We start from the raw sequence: 22,988 nt of genomic DNA on the forward strand, positions 1-22,988 counted from the left end.
TGTCGCTCCCTACCTGCCTAATCGAATGCTTATAATAAGGGGTTGGTTAACGGTTTTTATTGCGGATGATTAATCCAAAAAGCCCCACGTCAGACCAATTACTCCCCTTATTATAAAAAAATAAGTGCAGAAGTTAGAGTTAATTACTCTCTAACTACTACACTTTTATGGTACTAAAAGCCCTCCGAGGAAATGATATGTACCCCTTTTTCTGGACAACCAGAGAAAGGGGTACATATCAAATCCTCGAAGGGCATAATTTTATAATTTGGGTTGGGCTGTTCGCTCTCGATTATTCGATGATTGTAGCAACACGACCAGAACCTACTGTTCTACCACCCTCACGATTCATACTTACGTTTATCGTATTTACAATCGTTGATTTTACAGTGTTTCTTTTGATGTGATTATCTATATTCGCATCATTATTTGCTGTTTTTTAAATTTTTGGTACCAGAATGGTACCAGAGCAAGATAAAAAGTCTCATATATAAGAAAAAGACTCTGGGCCCTTCGCTAAATCCAGCGATGGGTCGAGTCCTATCTTACTTAAATAATAACACGAATTCTGAAATTGTCAACTTTCACTATTTGGGTGGATATGTCAAAAGATCACCATTCTTTCTGATAACATGTAACTTTTTTAAATATGGACGCGCATAAAACTCTTTTTCCAACTGCGTTATACATTGCTTCTCTGGTATCTTGGTATGTCTTAAATCAAAAATAATGTACTTTGACTGCTGTACTGCCTTTCTGAAATTGTCCTCGATAGTCCTCTTACCATTACCAAACGGACATTTCATTTCCCATTCTACACCATCCATTCTTATATCTGGAGTGTGTGTCCCAGGAATTCTACTTGGCTCAATGAATGTAATATTCTTTCCTAACTCTGCGAAGAATTTCGCCATCTCAAATTCATGTTTTTCAGGCGGTGTACTTAAAGCTGATATATCTATTCTGCCCTTATTTGACATACTATTACTTGCTCTCCACTCTAATAATGTTAAATTAGTTTACAAATTTTAGATGGAAAAATCAAGTACGAAATTTATGTCTTCTACTCCGCTTCGTTTATGATCTTCAAAAATGCTTCTCCATATTTTTCAATAGCCTTCTCCCCCACGCCTGGAACCAATAGCATTTCATCTATATCCTTAGGTCTCACCTTGCTTAACTCAGCCAAAGTACTATCATGGCAGATTGTGTATGGTGGGACTCCATATTCCCTAGCTATATCCATACGACATCCCTTAAGTTTACAAAATATCAGATGCTCATCTTGATTTAAGTCATCTTCAGATGCTTTTCTTTCCTCTATTGATATTTTACTTTGAAGTCTCTTTTTTGCTATTTCCAATATAACCTTCATTTCCGGAGTATTTAGAAAATGTTCCTCGTCATAAATTTCTCCAGTAATAGGGTCTGTTCCTTGATTCAGTACGTCAATAAAATTAAGAATATCTTCAATACCATCTTTACCTAGTTTTGTAATGTTCCGTTTTTTTCTTTCACGGATTCGTTCCAAAGACACTAGTCGTTCTTTTTCAGACACCCAAGCATAGAATTGATTATCCGTAAATACCTCTTCATCAACTATTTCATCACTTACAATTGCCACATAGCTTATATGATGATTCTTTAATTCATTAGTCATTATTTCTAGAGAAGGAGATCCTGTTATATATCGCCCATAATACTCTCCAATATTGTATCTCAGGATTGATGCAATTACGGTAGCGCACTCATCTTTTACTGTATAAAAAAATCCTTCTTTTCTAATAACTACCCTGTCTGGATACTCTTCGACCCAGTCATCATAAGTTTTTTTCTTCTTAAGCGTTTTCTCAACTACCTGTGGTTTTATTTCTTCCTTTTCCTCATATATTAAAGTATTCTCGCTCTCTTTATTAAAGAGTGATTTATCGTCTATTTCATTTGTTTGAGTAAAATGCTGCTCCACACTTTCCATTTCGATATCATTTAATGAAGTGCTAGGTTCTGTTGACTCTATTATTTTTTCAACGACTTTATCATGTCGTACTATATTTGGACTTTCTTCTTCAAGTTTCTTTAACCTAGAATATACACTCATCAATTCTATAGTACTATTATTTCCAGATATTGCCCTTGCCCTATTTGCATACTTTCTAGCTTCTTCCAATTTATTTAAGTCGCAATAAGCAGCTGCAAGAGAAGTAAACAAAGATGGAGACCATATTTTACTTTCATATACTCTTATATAGTGTTCACCTAGCTCCACAGCTCGCTCGGGTCTATTTTTTATCCGATACAATGATGTAATTCTTGGCAACAATGCTCTTGCTTCTGAAAGCGTTGCCTTTTCCAGTGACTCTTCAGCTAGTTTTAAAGCAAACCCTGTATTCCCAGACATTTTAGCACCGTCTAGCAATTTAATTATCTCATCCACAGTTTCTGTTTCAAAATCTTCATTTTCCATTAATAACTTATTCAGCGAATTAACAATCGAGATTGGTGCCACAGTATAATCAGACTTCAGCCACTTTCCTTTTTTGAAATAATATTTTTCACCATTATATTCATATGATTCCATTTTGTACCCCTTGTAATTACATATTTAAGCAACAAACCTCACGAACTAAATCAGCAAGCCCATTCTCTTCCCAGCTTTTAGGAAAACGATAGTATTCCTCTTTTGCTTCGGGAATAAGCTTTTCAATTTCATTTAACTGTTCTTGAATTATTAACTCATTATAATACTCTGGCTTTTTGTAGTTTTCTCTGATAAAACTTTCAATTTGATCCTTAGTAAACCACTTTAAAACATTGTCAGGATATTCTTCTATGTTAGGGACATTTTTTCTTAATTCCTCAACCAATAGTTTTTCATCAACAATATTAATCTTCTCTGCCCCTACTTTGGGTTCTTTAGGTAATACGTAGAATAACGACATATTTTCCATGACTTCATCAACAAACTCATCACTTACATTTTCTCTATAGATACTACTTAATCTCTTTTTTTGGTCCAGTTTACCTATTATAGAATTTGAACTCAACGCATCGTTTGTAAAAAATACTAGTTCATCATTCTCACATTCACGCATCATTTCATCAAAATAATCATCCTGTAAACTTTCAAAATATTCTTCTTCATCAGCAACCAGTACCCATTCATTTGCTTTGAACCATTCTAAACGGCTTCTTTTATAATCTCCATTCCGTTCTGCTATTTCTTCATCATAAAAGTAACATGCAGTCTCATATGATACACTCTTACGACCTGCATCTCGAACTATATGATTTTCAAGTCTATATTTGTTAGTAAAGCCAAAAGCCATTCTGTACATTAAATCGTAATAAAAATTCTTACCAGAAATTAGGACATCTATTTCTTCTGTTGAAAAACCAGGACATAACCATGGATCTGCAAATTCAAATTTATTCATCCAATTAGTATATAGGTATTTTATATAGTCTGCTTTATAATTACATACTCCACTTCTTGTCAATCCATTAATTAATCTATACCAAGGACGTAATTCCAGAAATTCTTCCATATCTTTTGCTACAGGGACTTTTTTCACTTTATCGCCATGGGTTCTTGAAGCCAAAAGCATTTCGTATGACTTTACATCATTGATGCATTTATTTATTCTTTCTACTTGATATGTATTTGTAGCCAAATTCTTTATTGTTACTATTCCCTTTGCTGTAATAAATAATCTATCAAATTTATTTCCTTTAAACACTCCTTCGGTATATCCAATAATGCATTCTCCGCTGCTAGAATCAGTTTTAAAATTATCTCTACAACATAAATCTAGCTTTGCAATTTTTTCTATTTCATGATCTAATCGTTCCTTTGTTATACCGTACAAAACATCATCTTTTAATAGCTCAACTATTAAACAGTTACCGTTATGCTCCATCAAGTAGAAAAGAATTTCTTTGCCTAGCTCTCCAGGAGTTCCTTCATTATCTTCAGTCTCTTCACGTAAATTTACACCTAGTATTGTAGAAATTTCTTTTTCAACATCTACATCTTTTATGCCCATACGCTCATAGTTACTAATTGTCTGCGGTGTGGTATTCATTTTCTCTGCAAGTTCTTCCTGTGTAATCCCAAGAATCTTACGATACTTTCTACACTGCTCTCCTAAAAAAGATGATATATTATTTTGTTTCATGGTTATTTACCTCCAAAAATCATTGTTGTTTATTGATGATTTAATGATACTTTAGGCTATGTTTTTAATACATCAAACAACACTTGATTTTTCTCAAAGATAATTTGAATTCACTATTTCGTAATATAATTCTACATTTTACTAAACATTTTTCAAATAATCGAGTAGGAGGGAAAATTAAATAAATTTTCCCGACCTCTCACACCACCGTACGTACGGTTCCGTATACGGCGGTTCAATCAACTTAACAAGTAACACATCTTTCGGTGTAGTAATCTAACATTGAGACTAATCCAAAGCGAGTTAGTCTTTCTTTATTTATCGCAAAGTTCATTACTCTTAGTTGGCATACGTAGGCTATCCTCTTGCCCGTATAGGCTGTAATCCAAGCCGTGTCTTTATCAACTCCAAGCTTCATCAAATTCTTTATACGATTCTGTGGAGTTTTCCAATGTTTCCAAATACACATACGCAATCTAAAACGAATTCTTGAGTCCATTTCCTTGCAAAGTGTTTTCATACTACCTATCTTGAAGTAGTTTATCCAACCTCTGATGAGCTGATTGAGCTTTTCCACCTTGTAACTGTTGCTAACGCCCCAACTACGGCTAGTGAGTTCTTTCATTCTCTTCTTAAACTTTGCTACTGATTTTGCATGCGGCTTTGCCTTAAACTGATGTGCCCTTGAATCAAAGTAGAATCCGAATCCAAGATATTTTAATCCACTTGGTCTGTCTACTTTGCTCTTGGTCATGTTGACCTTGAGCCCCAGTTTCTCTTCAATGAATCGAGAGATATTTCTCATGACTCTATTTGCAGACATTTCACTACCAACCATGATGATACAATCATCTGCGTATCTTACAAAGTTAAGCCCTCGCTTTTCCATTTCCTTATCAAGTTCATTTAGCATGATGTTTGCCAATAATGGCGAGAGATTTCCTCCTTGTGGTGTCCCCACAATGGAGTCCTCATACTCATCATCAATCATGATTCCACTGACTAGATATTTTCTTACGATAGATATAACATCTCCATCTTTTATAGTTCTACCTATGATAGTCATAAGTTTGTCGTGATTAACTGTGTCAAAGAACTTTTCCAAGTCAATGTCTACAATCCAGTCATTACCATCATTCATCATATTGAGTGCTGTTAGGATTGCTTGCTGTGCACATCTATTAGGTCTGAATCCGTAACTGTGGTCATGGAATTGCTTCTCATAGATTGGTGTTAAGACCTGTGCTATGGCTTGTTGTATAAATCTGTCTGTTACTGTTGGTACTCCTAGGTTTCTGACACCACCATCAGGTTTTGGTATCTCCACTCTTCGTACTGGCTGAGGTTTATACTTTCTTGACCTCAACTGTTCCTTGATGATATCGCCGTTCTTTTCAAGATGTTCTTTGAGTTCTGTGTACTTCATTCCGTCCACTCCCTCTGCACCTTTGTTTCGTACGACTTGCAGATATGCTCTATTGAGATTATCACTAGATAGTATCTGCTCCATTAGACTACTTGTGTCCATGCGTTCTTTCCTTTCCGCCTCGCTTGATTTGACCACCCTTTTCCCGATTGGTTACGGCAGATGTTGTCATCTCTGCAACGCGAGACATACTCAAACTTGTTGATTGTTCACCCCTTTGCTCCATCTCCATTACAGAGACTTCTTCGCTACTATGGGCTCGGCTGACTTCTCACAGTTCGTTGTTACTAGGCTAATGGAACCTCTGTGAGACCTCCACGCTTAAGGTGCACGCTCTTTCTCTCCATATATCCGCCACATTTACTCTGCTACTACAAATGTGATAGTTATTGGACTTCGTTGCTTATAGCCAACTTGTCTCTCGTAGCCTAGCCTTGTATGTGATTCCTGTTCGTCGGACCAGAGATTTGCTTACAGCTTCCTTCAGATTCCACCTCACGATGGACACCCTTGCTGTTCGGCTATACACTTCCCACTATCTGGGCGTGTTTGGGACTTACACCCGTTAGAGCGCGCCCATGGCGCGCAAACTACAAAAAGCCCTCCGAGGAAATCCTCGAAGGGCATAATTTTAAAATTTGGGTTGGGCTGTTCAATTAATATTCTTAATTGATTTTTTCATTTTATCTCCTAAATAATAGCAGTATGACGCTCGTTTGCTCGCAAATTCAGATTGCCACGCAATCTTCATGTTCGCGTCTGTCGCCGCAAACATTCATGAAATAAAAAATGCTCAGCTCCAAGCAAGCTTGTGCTGAGCATTTTAATTATTTCATTAAGAATTTGCTTCTCGTCACTCGCGACTATTCGATGATTGTAGCAACACGACCAGAACCTACTGTTCTACCACCTTCACGATTCATGCTTACGTTTATCGTAGTTACAATCGTTGATTTTTCAGTATTTCTTTTTATGCGATTATCTATATTCGCATCATTATTTGCTGTTTTTAAAGTTTTTGGTACCAGAATGGTACCAAGTCCTATTTTTCTTCTTTCTTAGGACTATAATTCTTACATGCTTCTTCTAATAGCTTAAAGTCGCAACTATTCTTGAGCAACTCAGTGTCTAAGCCAGCTAGAACTTTATCATATGTTTTCTTTGCTCTCTTTTGAGCTTGAACTAAGAGTTTCTTACATGCTTTATACTCTTTCTGAAGCATTACTTTTTCTTGTTCAGTAAACATTGAATCTTTAAAATCTACTGGTATTAAGCATTGTTTTGGAATAGGTATCATAAAATTGAATCTCATCGAGCCTCTAGCCACAAGCTTTTTATGATCTTCAATTTTTATAATGATGTTGTCCTCTTGTGACTTTTTGTAGGACGAAATAGGAACATAATAGTCTATATCATCTATTTTTAAAACAACACCATATACAAACTTACTAGAATTTGCATACCTAACATTAGGCACTGTTGTAAAGCCTCTAGAATTGATTTCTACTTCTTTTAAATAATTGATGTAGTCTTCATCAACATAATAAAATGATATTTTCATATATTTCTCCCTAGATAAAATTAAGGCAAGCCGAAGCTCGCCTTAATCTTGATTACATTCGCTCGCTCTTATAGGGGCGAAACCCTAATAAAGTCGTTCGCACATTGTGGGGGCGAAACCCCAATAAAGTCGTTCGCACATTGTGGGGGCGAAACCCCAATAGATGTGTAATCGCATCATCTGAGTACATTTTAACAAGATTTTTAAACTTGTCAACAACTATTTTCCATAGGCAGCTTTTACGTAAGCCCAGTATTTTTCCACTTATGATATTTAAAGCTCCGATATATATACTATTACACATACATTTGTGAAACAGGTTTAATATTCTATTATTTCTGTTTTATAATCCGAATAACCACTACCCTTAAATGACACCGACACATGTGAGTCATCTATCCATTCGACTTTATAATCTGCATCTTTCCCATAAAGACTTGGTCCATCATCTTCCCAAAATACTACACCTGTATCCTTAGAATTAAATAAAGAATACCTTACATAAACATGGCTATATGAATCAAACCCAAATCCAACATTTTTAGCATAAAGCTGTACACCATTTGGAGATTTTGGCGAAAGATAATGAACATCTCCATAAATAACAAAATAGAATAAGAAGGTACCCGTTAATACTACTGCTACAATTACAGATATTATTGATGAAATCTGTTTCCCGCCATCAGTAATATCCACCTTATTTTTTATTTTTCTACCCAGCTTAAAACCTACATAATGTCCTAATAACACTTGTATATTGGGAATAAGCCACAAGACAACTTCATCATTTTTTACTGAAATCATATAAACTATTATAGAAAACAGAACAATCTCATAGGCAAATGAAGTATGATTGCAGGCTAGAACAATTTGCTGAAGCATCGTAATTGCACACATAAGCAAAAAACTATAGAATAATGACAACATAATTAAATAAATAAAACCGTCCCAATCCTTTATTGTCATTCAATATATTATTAATCCATAAGGTAAACAGTAAATAATTCTCCAGATATTCTTCATGTTGCATTTACTCCCTATCATTTCATGACATCAAGCACACCGTAATATGTTTCCATTGTGCTTTTATCTACAATCATATCTTCAGAAAAATCCTCTGGCGCATATCTTAATAAATAATAATCCATGTCATGATAGATATAATAAATATTACGCAGAGCTTCAACACTATGAGACTCTTTTATTTCATTGTAGTAACCGATGAGCTTCTGAAAATCTGCCGAAAAATCTTCATTATCAATAGTTTCCTGTAACGCTTGAAGTTTTTCTATATAGGCATCTGCATTGTACTCGTTTGATGTTACTACTGGTTCTCCATACTTTTCCCCATACTCAGTTTCATCCATTTCAGGGTAGGTTGCCTCTTTTTCATCAGGATCATAAGCATATTCTATCAAAACTTCTTCACCAGTTTCATCATATAAGTTCCAAATTAATGCATCAGGGTCTTCGTACTTTTCAAATTCTCCGTCATAAACATATTCCTGTTCTAGAGATAGATTTTGCGCAGCAATCCAACTTGTTAAATCCGATATTTCCTCATCAGTCATTCCTTCTAAACACTTTTTCCTTACAGTAAGTACTTTGTCTTTTGAAGGTATCAATGAATCATTTTTTTCTTCAGTTGTTAATTCTTTTTCTTCTGAGATTGTAGGGGTGGATTCAACTTTATTTGAACCACAGCCTTGTAGTATGATTACACTTGCCAAGATAAGTATAATTGTCTTTTTCATTTTCTCTATTCCTCTTAGTGCTTATCTAATTGAGATACTAACTGTAGATTAGCCCTCTCATACTCATTAAAAACAGAATCGTCAAAATCTTCAGCTTCTACAGTTGGCACATACCATAGCTGCCCCATAAAGAAATCATATAAATCTGGGTCTGTAAAAATGTATCCATGTCGAGCATATATTTCATTTTTAGCTATGTTAATAATAATCCATGGATCATCAGAAAAATCAGAAGCCTCATAATATCTCTTATCCGTATCATAAATAGGATAACAATATACGGCTATATCGGTGCATTCACGAACCTGCTCCATATATGTTTTCAATTTCAGCATCACGACCACTTAATGACTGACGAGTATAAATATCGCCTTCAAGATTGTTTCCATCGCTTATTTTTATATCAAGACATGCTCCAGAATCTCTTAATGGTGCACCATCTAACGTCCAACTACCTTCATAGCTCGAATAATCTTCTGGAGAAATCGTATAATTTTCTTCATCCTCATTAGCTTCTATATCAATATTATCTGTAGACTGAGTGATTTGTTCCTCAGAATTTTGAATTGTAGGCTCATCGTTTTTTGCACATCCTACAAGTCCAATAATAGAAGTTAGTGATAACACCATTATTATTTGCTTTACATATCTAGTCTTCAATTTCAACTAATCCGTCCTTATTCTTTGTTAGTATTGTATCTTCAAACACAGCCACTTTCGCTGTGTCATCAGCAAGCTTTGTTATTTCATCTGTGTTGGTGAGATTGATTTTATAAAACTCATCTTCTCCTTGAACAGAAGCACAAATATATGCATAAGACTCATTCCAGCCCCATACTTCAACTATATCTGCTTCTAATTGATTAATGTCAGCTATAGTTTGACCTTCATAAATCACCTTTTCATTGGCTTCGTCTTGTTCAACAACAGGTGTTTCCTTAACTATCTCAACTTCATCTTCATTCACTTTCTGCGGATTATCTGGTGTTGAAATATCATATACTTCATATTGGTCTTCATTATCTGTAGCCGCAACTAAATAATGGCCTGATGTAATAATCGAATGTACCTGATTATCAAAGCTCATCAATTCCTCAAATTTATCATGATTCTTATCATAAACAAAAAGTCCTAATCCATTTGAATCTGCTTCGTCATATTCCAGAGTATAAATGGTTCCTTCATACACTGCAAAATCATATGGATTAATAAGATTTTCAGTTACAACTTCATTTAAATCAGTGTTCGAATCATATTTCCATAGTTTTTTGTCAGCAAAATAATAGATTCCAGTGTTATCTTCCTTTGCCCAATAATAGGATATCGCATGAATGGTAACTTGTTGTTTTTCAATTTTTACTTCTGGTAATTCTTTTATATTTTCTGGTACATCATTTTTTGATGTACTACACCCACAAAATACAGATATTACAAGTGTCATAATAGCTGTATTTTTTATTAATCTTCTTCTCATTATTTCTCCCAATTTTTCATTCATTAAATTTTGCGCAGTATAACTATTTTAGTGTAAAATCTGGCTGATGTCTATTAATTATAACTTTATTAAAGAAAAGACTCTCTACCAGAATGATATGTACCCTCTTTACTGGACAATGAAAAGTTCAGTAAAGAGGGTACATATCATAGAGAAGAAGTCTTTTTTATTATGTTCTGGTACTAAACCTTCTAAAAATAGTACCAGAATAGTACCAGACACTATTTTTTACTAACCCCGTTTTCCTATTTTGGCATTAAAAAAGGCTCCCGAGGAAATTCTCGGAAGCCTTGATTTTACTATTTGGGTTGGGCTGTTCGCTCGAAATTATTCGATGATTGTAGCAACACGACCAGAACCTACTGTTCTACCACCCTCACGGATAGCGAATGTAAGACCCTGCTCCATAGCGATTGGGTGGATGAGCTCGATTGTCATCTCTACGTTATCGCCAGGCATGCACATCTCTGTACCTGCTGGAAGCTCGCAAACACCTGTAACGTCTGTTGTTCTGAAGTAGAACTGTGGACGATAGTTGTTGAAGAATGGAGTATGACGACCACCTTCATCCTTTGTAAGAACGTAAACCTGAGCTGTAAACTTTGTGTGGCATGTTACAGTACCTGGCTTAGCAAGTACCTGTCCACGCTGGATCTGGTCACGGTTAACACCACGAAGAAGTGCACCGATGTTATCACCAGCCTGAGCCTCATCAAGAAGCTTACGGAACATCTCGATACCTGTTACAACAGTCTTCTGTGTATCTTCCTTGATACCGATGATTTCAAGTTCGTCGTTAAGGTGAAGAACACCACGCTCTACTCTACCTGTAGCAACAGTACCACGACCTGTGATTGTGAATACGTCCTCTACTGGCATAAGGAATGGCTTATCTGTCTCACGCTGTGGATCTGGAATGTAAGAATCAACAGTATCCATAAGTTCCATGATCTTGTCGCCCCACTCGCCGTTTGGATCCTCAAGAGCCTTAAGAGCTGATCCCTTAACGATTGGGCAATCGTTGAAGTCATACTCTTCAAGCTGCTCTGTAACTTCCATCTCTACGAGCTCGATAAGCTCCTCATCATCAACCATATCACACTTGTTAAGGAATACAACGATGTAAGGTACACCTACCTGACGAGAAAGAAGGATGTGCTCCTTTGTCTGAGCCATAACACCGTCAGTTGCAGCAACTACAAGGATAGCGCCGTCCATCTGAGCAGCACCTGTGATCATGTTCTTTACATAATCAGCGTGGCCTGGGCAGTCAACGTGTGCATAGTGTCTCTTCTCTGTCTGGTACTCAACGTGAGCTGTAGAGATTGTGATACCTCTTTCTCTCTCCTCTGGAGCCTTATCGATGTTCTCGAAATCTACCTTTGCGTTACCAGCTACTCTCTCAGCAAGTACCTTTGTGATAGCTGCTGTAAGTGTAGTTTTACCGTGATCTACGTGTCCGATAGTACCGATGTTACAATGTGGTTTGGTTCTGTCAAAATGCTCTTTTGCCATTTTTAAAAATCCTCCTTAGATTAATGCCCGCTCCGGGCTGTTTAGTTCTAAACTCTCGATATTTCCGATTATAATGGAAATATCGAGATTTTTCAACTATTTAGAATTATTTAGCGTGATTAGAGATAATCTGCTCCTGAACGTTCTTTGGTACTGGCTCATACTTCTCGAAGAACATTGAGTAGTTACCACGACCCTGAGTAGATGAACGAAGCTCTGTTGAGTATCCGAACATCTCTGCAAGTGGAACAAGTGCTCTAACGATCTTGCCGCCGCCAAGATCATCCATAGACTGGATCTGACCTCTCTTAGCGTTAAGAGATCCGATTACATCACCCATGTATTCCTCAGGCATAGTAACTTCAACCTTCATGATAGGCTCAAGAAGTACTGGAGCTGCCTTAGCCATAGCTTCCTTGAAGCACATTGAACCAGCAATGTGGAATGCCATTTCTGATGAATCGACTTCATGGTAAGAACCATCGTAAACGTCTGCTTCTACACCAAGAACAGGGAATCCGCAAAGGATACCAGCCTTAGCTGCTTCCTCAATACCCTCACCAACAGATGGGATGTATTCCTTAGGAATAGCACCACCAACTACTGAAGACTTAAATCTGAATGTTTCCTCAGCGTTAGCATCCATTGGAGTAAATCTAACCTTACAGTGACCGTACTGTCCACGACCACCTGACTGCTTAGCATATTTGTATTCCTGGTCAACAGGCTTTGTAAATGTCTCTTTGTATGCAACCTGAGGTGCACCAACGTTAGCCTCAACCTTGAACTCTCTAAGGAGACGATCAACAATGATCTCAAGGTGAAGCTCACCCATACCAGCGATGATTGTCTGGCCTGTCTCCTGGTCAGTATGCTGACGGAATGTAGGATCCTCTTCAGCAAGCTTTGCAAGAGCCTCGCCCATCTTCTGCTGTCCAGCCTTAGTCTTAGGCTCGATAGCAAGCTCGATAACTGGCTCTGGGAATTCCATAGACTCGAGGATTACTGGATGCTGCTCGTCGCAGATTGTATCACCAGTTGTTGTAACCTTAAGACCTACAACAGCTGCGATATCACCAGAGTAAACCTTGTCTAACTCTGTACGCTTGTTAGCGTGCATCTGAAGAATACGACCTACACGCTCCTTCTTATCCTTTGTAGCGTTAAGGCAGTATGAACCTGAGTTCAATGTACCTGAATATACACGGATGAATGCGAGCTTTCCAACGAATGGATCAGCCATAATCTTAAATGCTAAAGCTGCGAATGGCTCTTCATCTGAAGAGTGCTTCTCAACTGGGTTGCCATCCATATCTACACCCTGGATAGCTGGTACGTCTGTAGGAGCTGGCATGAACTCAAGGATAGCATCAAGAAGCTTCTGAACACCCTTGTTTCTATATGCAGATCCACAGCATACTGGGATAGCCTTACACTCGCAAGTTGCCTTACGAAGTACAGCCTTAAGCTCATCAACTGAAGGCTCCTCACCCTCAAGATAAGCCATCATAAGATCATCATCTAACTCACAGATCTTCTCAACGAGCTCTGTGTGATAAAGCTCAGCATCCTCTGCCATATCAGCTGGGATGTCTGTGATAGAAATATCATCACCCTTATCATCGTTATAGATGTATGCCTTCATCTCGAAAAGATCAATGATTCCCTGGAAATCATCTTCCTTACCGATTGGAAGCTGAAGAACGATAGCGTTCTTCTTAAGTCTGTCACGGATCTGATCAACAGCTCCGTAGAAGTTTGCACCAAGGATATCCATCTTATTGATGAAAGCCATTCTTGGTACGTTGTATGTGTCAGCCTGTCTCCAAACATTCTCTGACTGTGGCTCAACGCCACCCTTTGCACAGAAGACACCAACGGCGCCATCAAGTACACGAAGGGAACGCTCAACCTCAACAGTAAAGTCTACGTGGCCTGGTGTATCAATGATATTGATACGGTGCTCAAGAGCACCCTTCTTAGGCTTGCAGTTTTCCTGCTCAGTCCAGTGACATGTTGTAGCAGCTGAAGTGATTGTGATACCTCTCTCAGCTTCCTGCTCCATCCAGTCCATGGTTGCAGTACCTTCATGAGTATCACCAATCTTGTAGTTAACACCAGTATAGTAAAGAATACGCTCTGTAAGTGTAGTCTTTCCGGCATCGATATGAGCCATAATACCAATATTTCTGGTACGCTCAAGTGGATATTCTCTTCCTGCCACTGTTTGTCCCTCCTATTAGAATCTGTAATGAGCAAATGCCTTGTTAGCTTCTGCCATTCTATGCATTTCTTCTTTTCTCTTAACAGCTGAACCTGTGTTGCCAGCTGCATCCATGATCTCGTTTGCAAGACGCTCTTCCATTGTCTTCTCAGTACGTGAACGTGAGAATGTTGTGAGCCATCTGAGGCCAAGGGCCTGACGACGATCTGGTCTAACCTCGATAGGTACCTGATATGTAGCACCACCGATACGTCTAGCCTTTACCTCAAGTACAGGCATAACGTTGTTCATAGCTTCTTCGAAAACCTCAAGTGCAGGCTTTCCAGTCTTTTCTGCGACTCTGTCAAATGCACCATATACAATCTTCTGTGCTACACCCTTCTTACCATCAAGCATGATGTTGTTGATAAGCTTTGTAACAACCTTGCTGTTGTATATAGGATCTGCCAAAACGTCTCTCTTTTGAGTATGTCCTTTTCTTGGCACGATACTTCCCTCCTTAACTAATTATTTGTTAGATCAACGGTACTCACATTAATTACTATGTGTTCATGCAGTATTTATTCCTATGTAAAAAATAAAATACAACATTAACCAAAGTGCATGTGAATTACAATTAATTGGGTAAGACTATTTTAATTACTTACCTGCCTTAGGTCTCTTAGCGCCGTACTTTGAACGTCCCTGCTTGCGGTTAGCAACGCCGGCTGTATCAAGTGTACCTCTGATTACGTGATAACGTGTACCTGGTAAATCCTTAACACGACCACCACGAATCAAAACAACGCTATGCTCCTGAAGATTGTGACCCTCGCCTGGAATGTATGATGTTACTTCGATTCCGTTTGAAAGACGAACTCTGGCAATCTTTCTAAGAGCTGAGTTAGGCTTCTTAGGTGTAGCTGTCTTAACAGCTGTACAAACACCACGCTTCTGTGGAGAAGAAGTGTTTGTAGGCTTCTTCTGAAGAGAATTGTAACCTCTCTGAAGTGCTGGTGCTGTAGACTTCTTTACAGATGTCTGACGACCTTTTCTAACTAGCTGGTTGAATGTTGGCATTCTTTTTTACCTCCTAATTTATTTCTCTGCTGGCAAAAAGGCATACTTATCCTATTTGCGCATGCTAGAACATTATATTTCCTGTTTTTTGATATGTCAACCCTTAAATTGTGAAAAAACTAGGGCCAGATTTCTCTAGCCCTAGTCATTATATACATATGAATTACTCTTCGATTTCTACTAATTCTTCTGAAGCAACTTCCTCAGCGCCCTCAGTATCTTCAACAAAATCCTCTAAAGCTTCCTGCATTGATGCATCAACATCTGTAGAAAGTGGGATATTTGAATATCTCTTCATACCAGTACCAGCTGGGATTAAGCGACCAATGATAACGTTCTCCTTGAGACCGTTAAGTGGATCAACCTTGCCCTTGATAGCTGCATCTGTAAGTACCTTTGTTGTCTCCTGGAAGGAAGCAGCTGAAAGGAATGAGTTAGTAGCAAGAGCTGCCTTTGTGATACCAAGAAGTTCCTGAGTACCTGTTGCAACTTCCTTACCTTCAGCTTCCATCTGCTCATTTGCCTCTTCGAAATCAAGCCAATCAACAAGTGAGCCAGGCATAAATCCTGTATCACCAGCCTCATCAACTCTGATTCTCTTAAGCATCTGACGGCAAAGTACTTCGATATGCTTATCGTTGATATCAACACCCTGAAGACGGTATACACGCTGAACTTCGCGGATAAGGTAATCCTGAACAGCTGACTTACCCTTAATAGAAAGGATATCATGTGGGTTTACAGAACCTTCTGTAAGCTCATCACCAGCTTCGATTTCCTGTCCTGAAAGAACCTTGATACGTGAACCGTAAGGGATGAGGTACTTCTCAACATCACCTGTTGAAGGATTTGTAACAACTACCTCTCTCTTCTTTGTCTTAGAGTCCTCTTCGATTGTAACAGTACCAGCAATCTCAGAGATGATTGCAAGTCCCTTAGGCTTTCTAGCCTCGAAAAGCTCCTCGACACGAGGAAGACCCTGTGTAATATCGTTACCAGCAACACCACCAGTATGGAAGGTTCTCATTGTAAGCTGTGTACCAGGCTCACCGATTGACTGTGCAGCGATGATACCAATTGCTTCACCGACCTGAACAGCACGACCTGATGCCATGTTAGCGCCGTAGCACTTAGCACAAACACCAACGTGTGAGCGGCAGTTAAGTACGTTTCTAATCTTAACCTTCTTAATTGGGTTGCCGTTTTCGTCAACACCGCGATCAATGATTGCAGCTGCACGCTTTGGTGTAATCATATGATTAGCCTTAACAATCATCTCGCCCTTAGCATCGTAGATTGAGTAGCATGAGAATCTACCTGTGATACGATCCTTGAGTGACTCGATTTCTTCCTTACCATCCATGAATGCGTATACCCACATACCTGGAATCTCACGTCCTGTACCAGCTACACAGTCAGACTCACGGATAATAAGCTCCTGAGCAACGTCAACCATTCGACGTGTCAAGTATCCAGAATCGGCTGTACGAAGCGCTGTATCAGAAAGACCCTTACGAGCACCATGAGCTGACATGAAATACTCAAGTACATCAAGACCCTCACGGAAGTTTGACTTAATAGGAAGCTCGATTGTCTTACCTGTTGTATCAGCCATCAAACCACGCATACCAGCAAGCTGCTTGATCTGCTTTTCAGAACCACGGGCACCTGAGTCAGCCATCATGAAGATGTTGTTATACTTATCAAGACCATCAAGAAGGTCTCTAGTAAGCTGATCATCAGTTTCCTTCCATGTATCAACTACTTCACGATAACGCTCTTCTTCTGTGATAAGACCACGCTTATACTGACGAGTAATCTTATCAACTGTCTCCTCGGCGCTAGCAATAAGCTCTGGCTTCTGAGGTGGAACTGTCATATCTGAAATAGAAACTGTCATGGCAGCAATTGTTGAGTAGTGGTAACCCATAGCCTTGATGTCATCAAGAACCTCTGCTGTCTTTGTAGCTCCGTGTGTATTAATAACCTTTTCAAGAATCTGCTTTAACTGCTTCTTACCAACATGGAAGTCAACTTCAGGTACAAGCTCATTCTCAGGATTTGTACGGTCTACGTAACCAAGATCCTGTGGAATAATCTCGTTGAAGAGAAGTCTACCAAGTGTTGAAGAAACATCGCCTGTAACTACAGTTCCATCAGCCTTAGTCTTTGAAATACGAACTTTAATACGTGCATGCATTGTAAGAGCCTTGTTCTCATATGCGAGAATTGCTTCGTTAAGGTTCTTAAATACCTTACCCTCGCCAAGCTCCTCACGTGTATCGCCAACAGTAGTACCACGCTCCTGTGTGAGGTAGTAAATACCAAGTACCATATCCTGTGAAGGAACGGCAACAGGACCACCATCTGAAGGCTTCAAGAGGTTGTTAGGTGAGAGAAGCATGAATCTACACTCAGCCTGTGCCTCCTGTGTAAGTGGAAGGTGAACAGCCATCTGGTCACCATCGAAGTCGGCGTTGAACGCTGTACATACGAGTGGGTGAAGCTTAATAGCTCTACCTTCTACAAGAATTGGCTCGAAAGCCTGAATTCCAAGACGGTGAAGTGTCGGAGCACGGTTAAGCATAACTGGATGCTCTTTAATGACATCTTCAAGGATGTCCCAAACCTCTGGCTCAAACTTCTCAACCATCTTCTTAGCGTATTTAATGTTGTGTGCCATTCCGTTGCCAACAAGCTCCTTCATAACGAAAGGCTTGAAAAGCTCGAGAGCCATCTCCTTTGGAAGACCACACTGATAAATCTTAAGCTCTGGTCCAACTACGATAACCGAACGTCCTGAGTAGTCAACACGCTTACCAAGAAGGTTCTGTCTGAATCGTCCTGACTTACCCTTAAGCATGTCTGAAAGTGACTTAAGAGGTCTGTTACCAGGACCAGTAACTGGACGACCACGTCTACCGTTATCGATAAGAGCATCAACAGCTTCCTGAAGCATACGCTTTTCGTTACGTACGATGATATCAGGAGCACCAAGCTCTAATAATCTACGGAGACGGTTATTTCTATTAATGATACGACGATATAAGTCGTTCAAATCAGATGTAGCAAAACGGCCACCATCAAGCTGTACCATTGGACGAAGATCTGGTGGAATAACAGGGATAACTGTCATAATCATCCACTCAGGTCTGTTTCCTGACTCGCGGAATGCCTCAACAACCTCAAGTCTCTTAATGATACGTGAACGCTTCTGGCCTGTAGCGTTATCTAATTCAATCTGAAGTCTTGTAGCTTCCTCATCGAGATCGATATCTCTGAGGAGCTCCTGAATAGCTTCAGCACCCATTCCTACTCTGAAGCTGCTACCATACTGCTCTCTAGCCTCCTGGTACTCAGCCTCTGTAAGAACCTGCTTGTACATAAGAGCTGTCTCACCTGCATCAAGTACGATGTATGATGCAAAGTAGAGAACTTTCTCTAATGTCTTTGGTGAAAGATCAAGAATAAGTCCCATACGTGAAGGAATACCCTTGAAATACCAAATATGTGAAACTGGTGCAGCGAGCTCGATGTGACCCATACGCTCACGACGAACTGATGCCTTTGTGATTTCAACACCACAACGATCACAAACTACACCCTTATAACGAATCTTCTTGTACTTTCCGCAGTGACATTCCCAGTCCTTGCTAGGTCCAAAAATCTTCTCGCAGAAAAGACCATCCTTTTCAGGCTTCAGTGTACGATAATTAATTGTCTCAGGCTTCTTAACCTCGCCTCGAGACCACTGTCTGATCTTCTCAGGTGATGCCAATCCAATCTGTATTGCGTCAAATGCTATTGGTTGATATGTCGCTTCTTTATTCTCTGGCATTTTGTAGCTCCCTTCCTAATTATTCCTCATCAAAATCTTCTGGTATATCAGAAAAATCGTCTTCTTCATCTTCGAAAACTTCATCTTCGTCATCTACAAGCTCGCCCTCAGCATCGAAAGTCTTCTTTGAGAAGCCTGCCTGTGCAAATGAGCTGTCATCCTCGAAAGCGAAGTTTCTATCGCTACCAGCGATAATTGCGTTGAGGTCTGTATTTCCATATTCACTTGTCTCCATGAGTTCAACTTCTTCACGGTTCTCATCAAGAACACGTACGTCAAGACCAAGTGACTGTAATTCCTTAAGTAATACCTTGAATGACTCAGGGATACCTGGCTCAGGGATATTCTCACCCTTGATAATTGCCTCGTATGTCTTAACACGTCCGATAACATCATCGGATTTCATTGTAAGGATTTCCTGAAGTGTGTATGATGCACCATAAGCCTCAAGAGCCCAAACTTCCATCTCTCCGAAACGCTGTCCACCGAACTGAGCCTTACCACCAAGTGGCTGCTGAGTTACAAGTGAGTAAGGACCTGTTGAACGAGCATGGATCTTATCATCTACAAGGTGGTGAAGCTTCAGGTAGTGCATGTGACCGATTGTAACTGGACCATCAAATGGCTCACCTGTACGTCCATCGCGAAGCTGAACCTTACCATCTCTAGAAATAGGAACACCCTTCCAAAGAGCTCTATGAGCACGGTTAGTAGATAAGTATTCCATAACATCCTCGCGAAGTACGTCAACATACTTATCGTAGAATGTCTCCTCACCGTTCTCAGCCTCTTCCTTATCAAATGGCATATTTACATAGTCATTTGCAAGCTCAAGAGTATCCTGGATATCAATTTCCTTTGCACCATCAAATACTGGTGTCTCAATGTCAAAGCCAAGAGCCTTTGCAGCAAGTGAAAGGTGAATCTCAAGGACCTGACCAATGTTCATACGTGAAGGTACGCCCAATGGGTTAAGTACGATATCAAGTGGACGACCGTTTGGAAGATATGGCATATCTTCTACTGGAAGCACGCGGGAAACTACACCCTTGTTACCGTGACGACCGGCCATCTTATCACCTACACCAATCTTTCTCTTCTGAGCGATGTAGATACGAACTGACTTATTAACACCTGGAGAAAGCTCATCGCCATTCTCACGAGTAAATACCTTAGCATCAACAACGATACCATATGCTCCGTGTGGTACACGAAGTGAAGTATCACGAACCTCTCTTGCCTTCTCACCGAAGATTGCAAGAAGAAGTCTCTCTTCTGGAGTACGCTCTGTCTCTCCCTTAGGTGTAACCTTACCAACAAGGATATCACCTGCACGAACCTCAGCACCGATACGGATGATACCGCTCTCATCAAGATCCTTAAGAGCATCATCACCAACACCAGCTACATCACGAGTGATTTCCTCTGGTCCGAGCTTTGTATCACGAGCATCAATCTCGTACTCTTCAATATGAATAGATGTGTAAACATCATCCTGAACGAGGCGCTCTGAAAGAAGAACAGCATCCTCGTAGTTGTAACCTTCCCATGTCATGAAACCGATAAGCGGGTTCTTTCCAAGGGCAAGCTCACCATTCTTTGTAGAAGGACCATCAGCGATAACCTCGCCAGCCTCTACATGATCGCCCTTGAATACGATTGGGCGTTGGTTATAGCAGTTAGACTGGTTAGAACGTGTAAACTTGAAGAGTGTGTACTCATCACGTGTACCATCCTCGTCAGCCTTAACAATAATTCTATTTGTCTCAGACATCTCAACGATACCTGCGCGCTTAGCAACAACGCAGACACCTGAATCGACAGCTGTCTTAGGTTCCATACCTGTACCAACAACTGGTGCTTCTGTAGTAAGAAGTGGAACGGCCTGACGCTGCATGTTTGATCCCATGAGGGCACGTGTAGGGTCATCGTTCTGAAGGAATGGAATTGAAGCAGTAGCAACTGAGAATACCATCTTAGGAGATACGTCCATGTAATCAAACATCTTCTTATCGTACTCCTGTGTCTCCTCGCGGAAACGACCAGATACGTTCTTTCTCATAAAGTGGCCTTCCTCGTCAAGCTTGACGTTGGCCTGTGCTACGTGGTAGTTATCCTCTTCATCAGCAGTCATGTATACTACTTCATCTGTTACACGAGGATTCTCTGGATCTTCTTTATCAATACGTCTGTATGGTGCCTCGACAAAACCATACTCATTGATACGCGCATAGCTAGCAAGAGAGTTGATAAGACCGATGTTTGGTCCTTCAGGTGTCTCGATAGGGCACATACGTCCATAGTGAGAATAGTGAACGTCTCGAACCTCGAATCCGGCACGGTCTCGTGAAAGACCACCAGGACCAAGTGCTGAAAGACGTCTCTTATGTGTCAACTCTGAAAGAGGGTTGTTCTGATCCATAAACTGTGACAACTGTGATGAACCAAAGAACTCTTTGATTGCAGCTGTAACAGGCTTAATATTGATGAGGTTCTGTGGAGAAATATCCTCTACATCACGTGTAGTCATACGCTCACGTACAACCTTCTCAAGACGTGAAAGACCAATTCTATACTGGTTCTGTAACAACTCACCAACTGCACGAATACGACGGTTACCAAGGTGATCGATATCATCATCCTTACCAATGCCGTACTCAAGGTGCATATTGTAATTGATAGATGCAAATACATCCTCAACAGTAATGTGCTTTGGAATCAAATCAGCTACTGAACGAGCAATAGCATCCTCGATATCTTCCTGTGTAGAATTCTCTTCAAGAATTCTCTCAAGAACTGGGTAGTAAACGAGCTCTGTAATGCCAAGAGCCTTTGCATCACAATTAACAAACTTTGTGATGTCTACCATCATATTAGAAAGAACCTTTACATTGCGAGACTCTGTCTGAATGAACACGTGAGTAGCTGCAGCATTCTGGATAGCATCAGCCATCTCAAGTGTAATCTTGTCACCAGCCTTAGCGATAATCTCGCCTGTTGTAACATCAACAACATCCTCTGCAAGAGTATGACCTGTGATACGGTTTCTGAGCATAAGCTTCTTATTGAACTTATAACGGCCAACCTTTGCAAGGTCATAACGACGTGGATCGAAGAACATACCATGGATAAGTGACTCTGCACTATCCTTAGCGAGAGGCTCACCTGGACGAAGTCTACGATAGAGCTCTAAAAGACCTCCTTCATAGCTACCCTGTGGGTTCTTCTCTGTAATAGCTGGATCCTTTGCAAATGTAGCAAGAATCTTTGGCTCTTCACCAAATACATCAATAATCTCCTGGTTTGTACCTAAACCGAGAGCACGAATAAGAACTGTAACAGGAACCTTTCTGTTACGGTCTACACGTACATAGAAAACGTCATTGGAGTCTGTCTCATATTCAAGCCATGCACCACGGTTAGGAATAACTGTACAAGAGTAAAGCTCCTTACCGATTTTATCGTGACCGATTGCATAATAGATACCAGGTGAACGAACGAGCTGAGAAACGATAACACGCTCTGCTCCGTTAATTACAAATGTGCCTGTGTCTGTCATAAGTGGTAAATCACCCATGAAAATCTCGTGCTCCTGCATGTCGCCGGATTCCTTATTAACAAGGCGCACTTTTACCTTTAAAGGTGCTGCGTATGTTGCATCTCTTTCCTTGCACTGTGGGATTGTATACTTCACCTCATCCTTGCACAGTGTAAAGTCAACAAAATGCAATTCAAGCTGGTTACCCCTATCCTGGATAGGTGAGATATCTGCGAATGCTTCTTTTAATCCGTCCTTAACGAACCAGTCGTAACTGTCCTTCTGGACCTCGATTAAATTAGGCATCTCAAGTACCTCTTTTTGTCTCGAGTAACTCATACGCAAGTTCTTTCCAGCTTTCACTGGACGTATTCTGTTTTTCTCCATTGACGTTCCACCTCTC

General features: G+C 39.8%; 17 protein-coding genes. 1 reads left to right on the plus strand and 16 read right to left on the minus strand.

All coding sequences use genetic code 11. From position 1 onward, the window contains the following. Positions 1–587: 587 nt before the first annotated feature. The 4 genes from FXF36_RS08655 to ltrA form a co-directional block, all read right to left on the minus strand. The gene (locus FXF36_RS08655; protein WP_151623376.1) at positions 588–980 is read right to left on the minus strand and encodes a CdiA C-terminal domain-containing protein; all 393 of its coding nucleotides are present in this window, start codon (positions 978–980) and stop codon (positions 588–590) included. Between the two features lie 83 nt (positions 981–1,063). Continuing rightward, the gene (locus tag FXF36_RS08660) at positions 1,064–2,578 is read right to left on the minus strand and encodes an HRDC domain-containing protein (RefSeq protein ID WP_151623377.1); all 1,515 of its coding nucleotides are present in this window, start codon (positions 2,576–2,578) and stop codon (positions 1,064–1,066) included. A gap of 16 nt (positions 2,579–2,594) precedes the next feature. Then, entirely contained in the window at positions 2,595–4,175 is a 1,581-nt protein-coding gene (locus FXF36_RS08665) for a helix-turn-helix domain-containing protein (RefSeq protein ID WP_151623378.1), read from the minus strand. Positions 4,176–4,419: 244 nt separating this feature from the next. Further along, positions 4,420–5,703: a group II intron reverse transcriptase/maturase gene (gene ltrA, locus FXF36_RS08670; RefSeq protein ID WP_151623379.1), complete on the minus strand. Its 1,284-nt coding sequence runs from the start codon at positions 5,701–5,703 to the stop codon at positions 4,420–4,422. A gap of 768 nt (positions 5,704–6,471) precedes the next feature. On the opposite strand from ltrA, the gene FXF36_RS08675 reads away from it, so the two are divergent. Continuing rightward, the gene (locus FXF36_RS08675) at positions 6,472–6,663 is read left to right on the plus strand and encodes a hypothetical protein (RefSeq protein ID WP_151623380.1); all 192 of its coding nucleotides are present in this window, start codon (positions 6,472–6,474) and stop codon (positions 6,661–6,663) included. Here the strand turns inward: FXF36_RS08675 and FXF36_RS08680 are convergent. The 12 genes from FXF36_RS08680 to rpoB all read right to left on the minus strand — a co-directional run bounded on the left by FXF36_RS08680 (position 6,644) and on the right by rpoB (position 22,972). Beyond that, positions 6,644–7,162 (minus strand): type III toxin-antitoxin system ToxN/AbiQ family toxin, encoded by a 519-nt coding sequence (locus tag FXF36_RS08680; protein ID WP_090160585.1) that lies wholly within the window; start codon positions 7,160–7,162, stop codon positions 6,644–6,646. The genes FXF36_RS08675 and FXF36_RS08680 overlap by 20 nt on opposite strands. Before the next feature lie 321 nt (positions 7,163–7,483). Further along, positions 7,484–8,128 (minus strand): hypothetical protein, encoded by a 645-nt coding sequence (locus FXF36_RS08685; protein ID WP_151623381.1) that lies wholly within the window; start codon positions 8,126–8,128, stop codon positions 7,484–7,486. 74 nt (positions 8,129–8,202) lie between these two features. After that, a complete protein-coding gene (locus tag FXF36_RS08690) occupies positions 8,203–8,916 on the minus strand; it encodes a hypothetical protein (protein ID WP_151623382.1) in 714 nt (237 codons plus the stop codon). Positions 8,917–8,930: 14 nt separating this feature from the next. Beyond that, positions 8,931–9,242, minus strand: coding sequence for a YARHG domain-containing protein (locus FXF36_RS08695; RefSeq protein ID WP_167511337.1), 312 nt, complete (start codon positions 9,240–9,242; stop codon positions 8,931–8,933). After that, positions 9,214–9,546 carry a hypothetical protein gene (locus tag FXF36_RS08700; RefSeq protein WP_151623384.1) on the minus strand — a complete coding sequence of 111 codons (333 nt, stop codon included), beginning with the start codon at positions 9,544–9,546 and terminating at the stop codon, positions 9,214–9,216. Before FXF36_RS08700 ends, FXF36_RS08695 begins: the two co-directional genes overlap by 29 nt. A gap of 19 nt (positions 9,547–9,565) precedes the next feature. Continuing rightward, a complete protein-coding gene (locus FXF36_RS08705) occupies positions 9,566–10,390 on the minus strand; it encodes an LVIVD repeat-containing protein (RefSeq protein ID WP_151623385.1) in 825 nt (274 codons plus the stop codon). 348 nt (positions 10,391–10,738) lie between these two features. Next, a complete protein-coding gene (tuf, locus tag FXF36_RS08710) occupies positions 10,739–11,926 on the minus strand; it encodes an elongation factor Tu (protein ID WP_151623386.1) in 1,188 nt (395 codons plus the stop codon). A 106-nt stretch (positions 11,927–12,032) separates the two neighbouring features. Then, a complete protein-coding gene (fusA, locus tag FXF36_RS08715) occupies positions 12,033–14,150 on the minus strand; it encodes an elongation factor G (protein ID WP_151623387.1) in 2,118 nt (705 codons plus the stop codon). A gap of 15 nt (positions 14,151–14,165) precedes the next feature. Then, positions 14,166–14,636, minus strand: a complete 471-nt coding sequence (gene rpsG, locus FXF36_RS08720; RefSeq protein ID WP_151623388.1) for a 30S ribosomal protein S7 — start codon at positions 14,634–14,636, stop codon at positions 14,166–14,168. Positions 14,637–14,789: 153 nt separating this feature from the next. Then, positions 14,790–15,209 carry a 30S ribosomal protein S12 gene (rpsL, locus tag FXF36_RS08725; RefSeq protein WP_151623389.1) on the minus strand — a complete coding sequence of 140 codons (420 nt, stop codon included), beginning with the start codon at positions 15,207–15,209 and terminating at the stop codon, positions 14,790–14,792. Positions 15,210–15,372: 163 nt separating this feature from the next. Next, on the minus strand, positions 15,373–19,047 hold the full coding sequence (gene rpoC, locus FXF36_RS08730; protein WP_151623390.1) for a DNA-directed RNA polymerase subunit beta': 3,675 nt from the start codon (positions 19,045–19,047) through the stop codon (positions 15,373–15,375). A 19-nt stretch (positions 19,048–19,066) separates the two neighbouring features. Beyond that, the gene (gene rpoB / locus FXF36_RS08735) at positions 19,067–22,972 is read right to left on the minus strand and encodes a DNA-directed RNA polymerase subunit beta (protein ID WP_151623391.1); all 3,906 of its coding nucleotides are present in this window, start codon (positions 22,970–22,972) and stop codon (positions 19,067–19,069) included. Positions 22,973–22,988: the final 16 nt, after the last annotated feature.

Origin of the sequence: Pseudobutyrivibrio xylanivorans (genome assembly GCF_008935055.1) — a bacterium.
Taxonomy (GTDB): Bacteria; Bacillota; Clostridia; order Lachnospirales; family Lachnospiraceae; genus Pseudobutyrivibrio; species Pseudobutyrivibrio xylanivorans_A.

Bases quoted from the DNA above. Each gene is read 5' to 3' on its own strand.
- FXF36_RS08655 (WP_151623376.1), bottom strand. From the start codon at position 980: ATGTCAAATAAGGGCAGAATAGATATATCAGCTTTAAGTACACCGCCT.
- FXF36_RS08660 (WP_151623377.1), bottom strand. From the start codon at position 2,578: ATGGAATCATATGAATATAATGGTGAAAAATATTATTTCAAAAAAGGA.
- FXF36_RS08665 (WP_151623378.1), bottom strand. From the start codon at position 4,175: ATGAAACAAAATAATATATCATCTTTTTTAGGAGAGCAGTGTAGAAAG.
- ltrA (WP_151623379.1), bottom strand. From the start codon at position 5,703: ATGGACACAAGTAGTCTAATGGAGCAGATACTATCTAGTGATAATCTC.
- FXF36_RS08675 (WP_151623380.1), top strand. From the start codon at position 6,472: ATGATTGTAGCAACACGACCAGAACCTACTGTTCTACCACCTTCACGA.
- FXF36_RS08680 (WP_090160585.1), bottom strand. From the start codon at position 7,162: ATGAAAATATCATTTTATTATGTTGATGAAGACTACATCAATTATTTA.
- FXF36_RS08685 (WP_151623381.1), bottom strand. From the start codon at position 8,128: ATGACAATAAAGGATTGGGACGGTTTTATTTATTTAATTATGTTGTCA.
- FXF36_RS08690 (WP_151623382.1), bottom strand. From the start codon at position 8,916: ATGAAAAAGACAATTATACTTATCTTGGCAAGTGTAATCATACTACAA.
- FXF36_RS08700 (WP_151623384.1), bottom strand. From the start codon at position 9,546: ATGGTGTTATCACTAACTTCTATTATTGGACTTGTAGGATGTGCAAAA.
- FXF36_RS08705 (WP_151623385.1), bottom strand. From the start codon at position 10,390: ATGAGAAGAAGATTAATAAAAAATACAGCTATTATGACACTTGTAATA.
- tuf (WP_151623386.1), bottom strand. From the start codon at position 11,926: ATGGCAAAAGAGCATTTTGACAGAACCAAACCACATTGTAACATCGGT.
- rpsL (WP_151623389.1), bottom strand. From the start codon at position 15,209: ATGCCAACATTCAACCAGCTAGTTAGAAAAGGTCGTCAGACATCTGTA.
- rpoC (WP_151623390.1), bottom strand. From the start codon at position 19,047: ATGCCAGAGAATAAAGAAGCGACATATCAACCAATAGCATTTGACGCA.
- rpoB (WP_151623391.1), bottom strand. From the start codon at position 22,972: ATGGAGAAAAACAGAATACGTCCAGTGAAAGCTGGAAAGAACTTGCGT.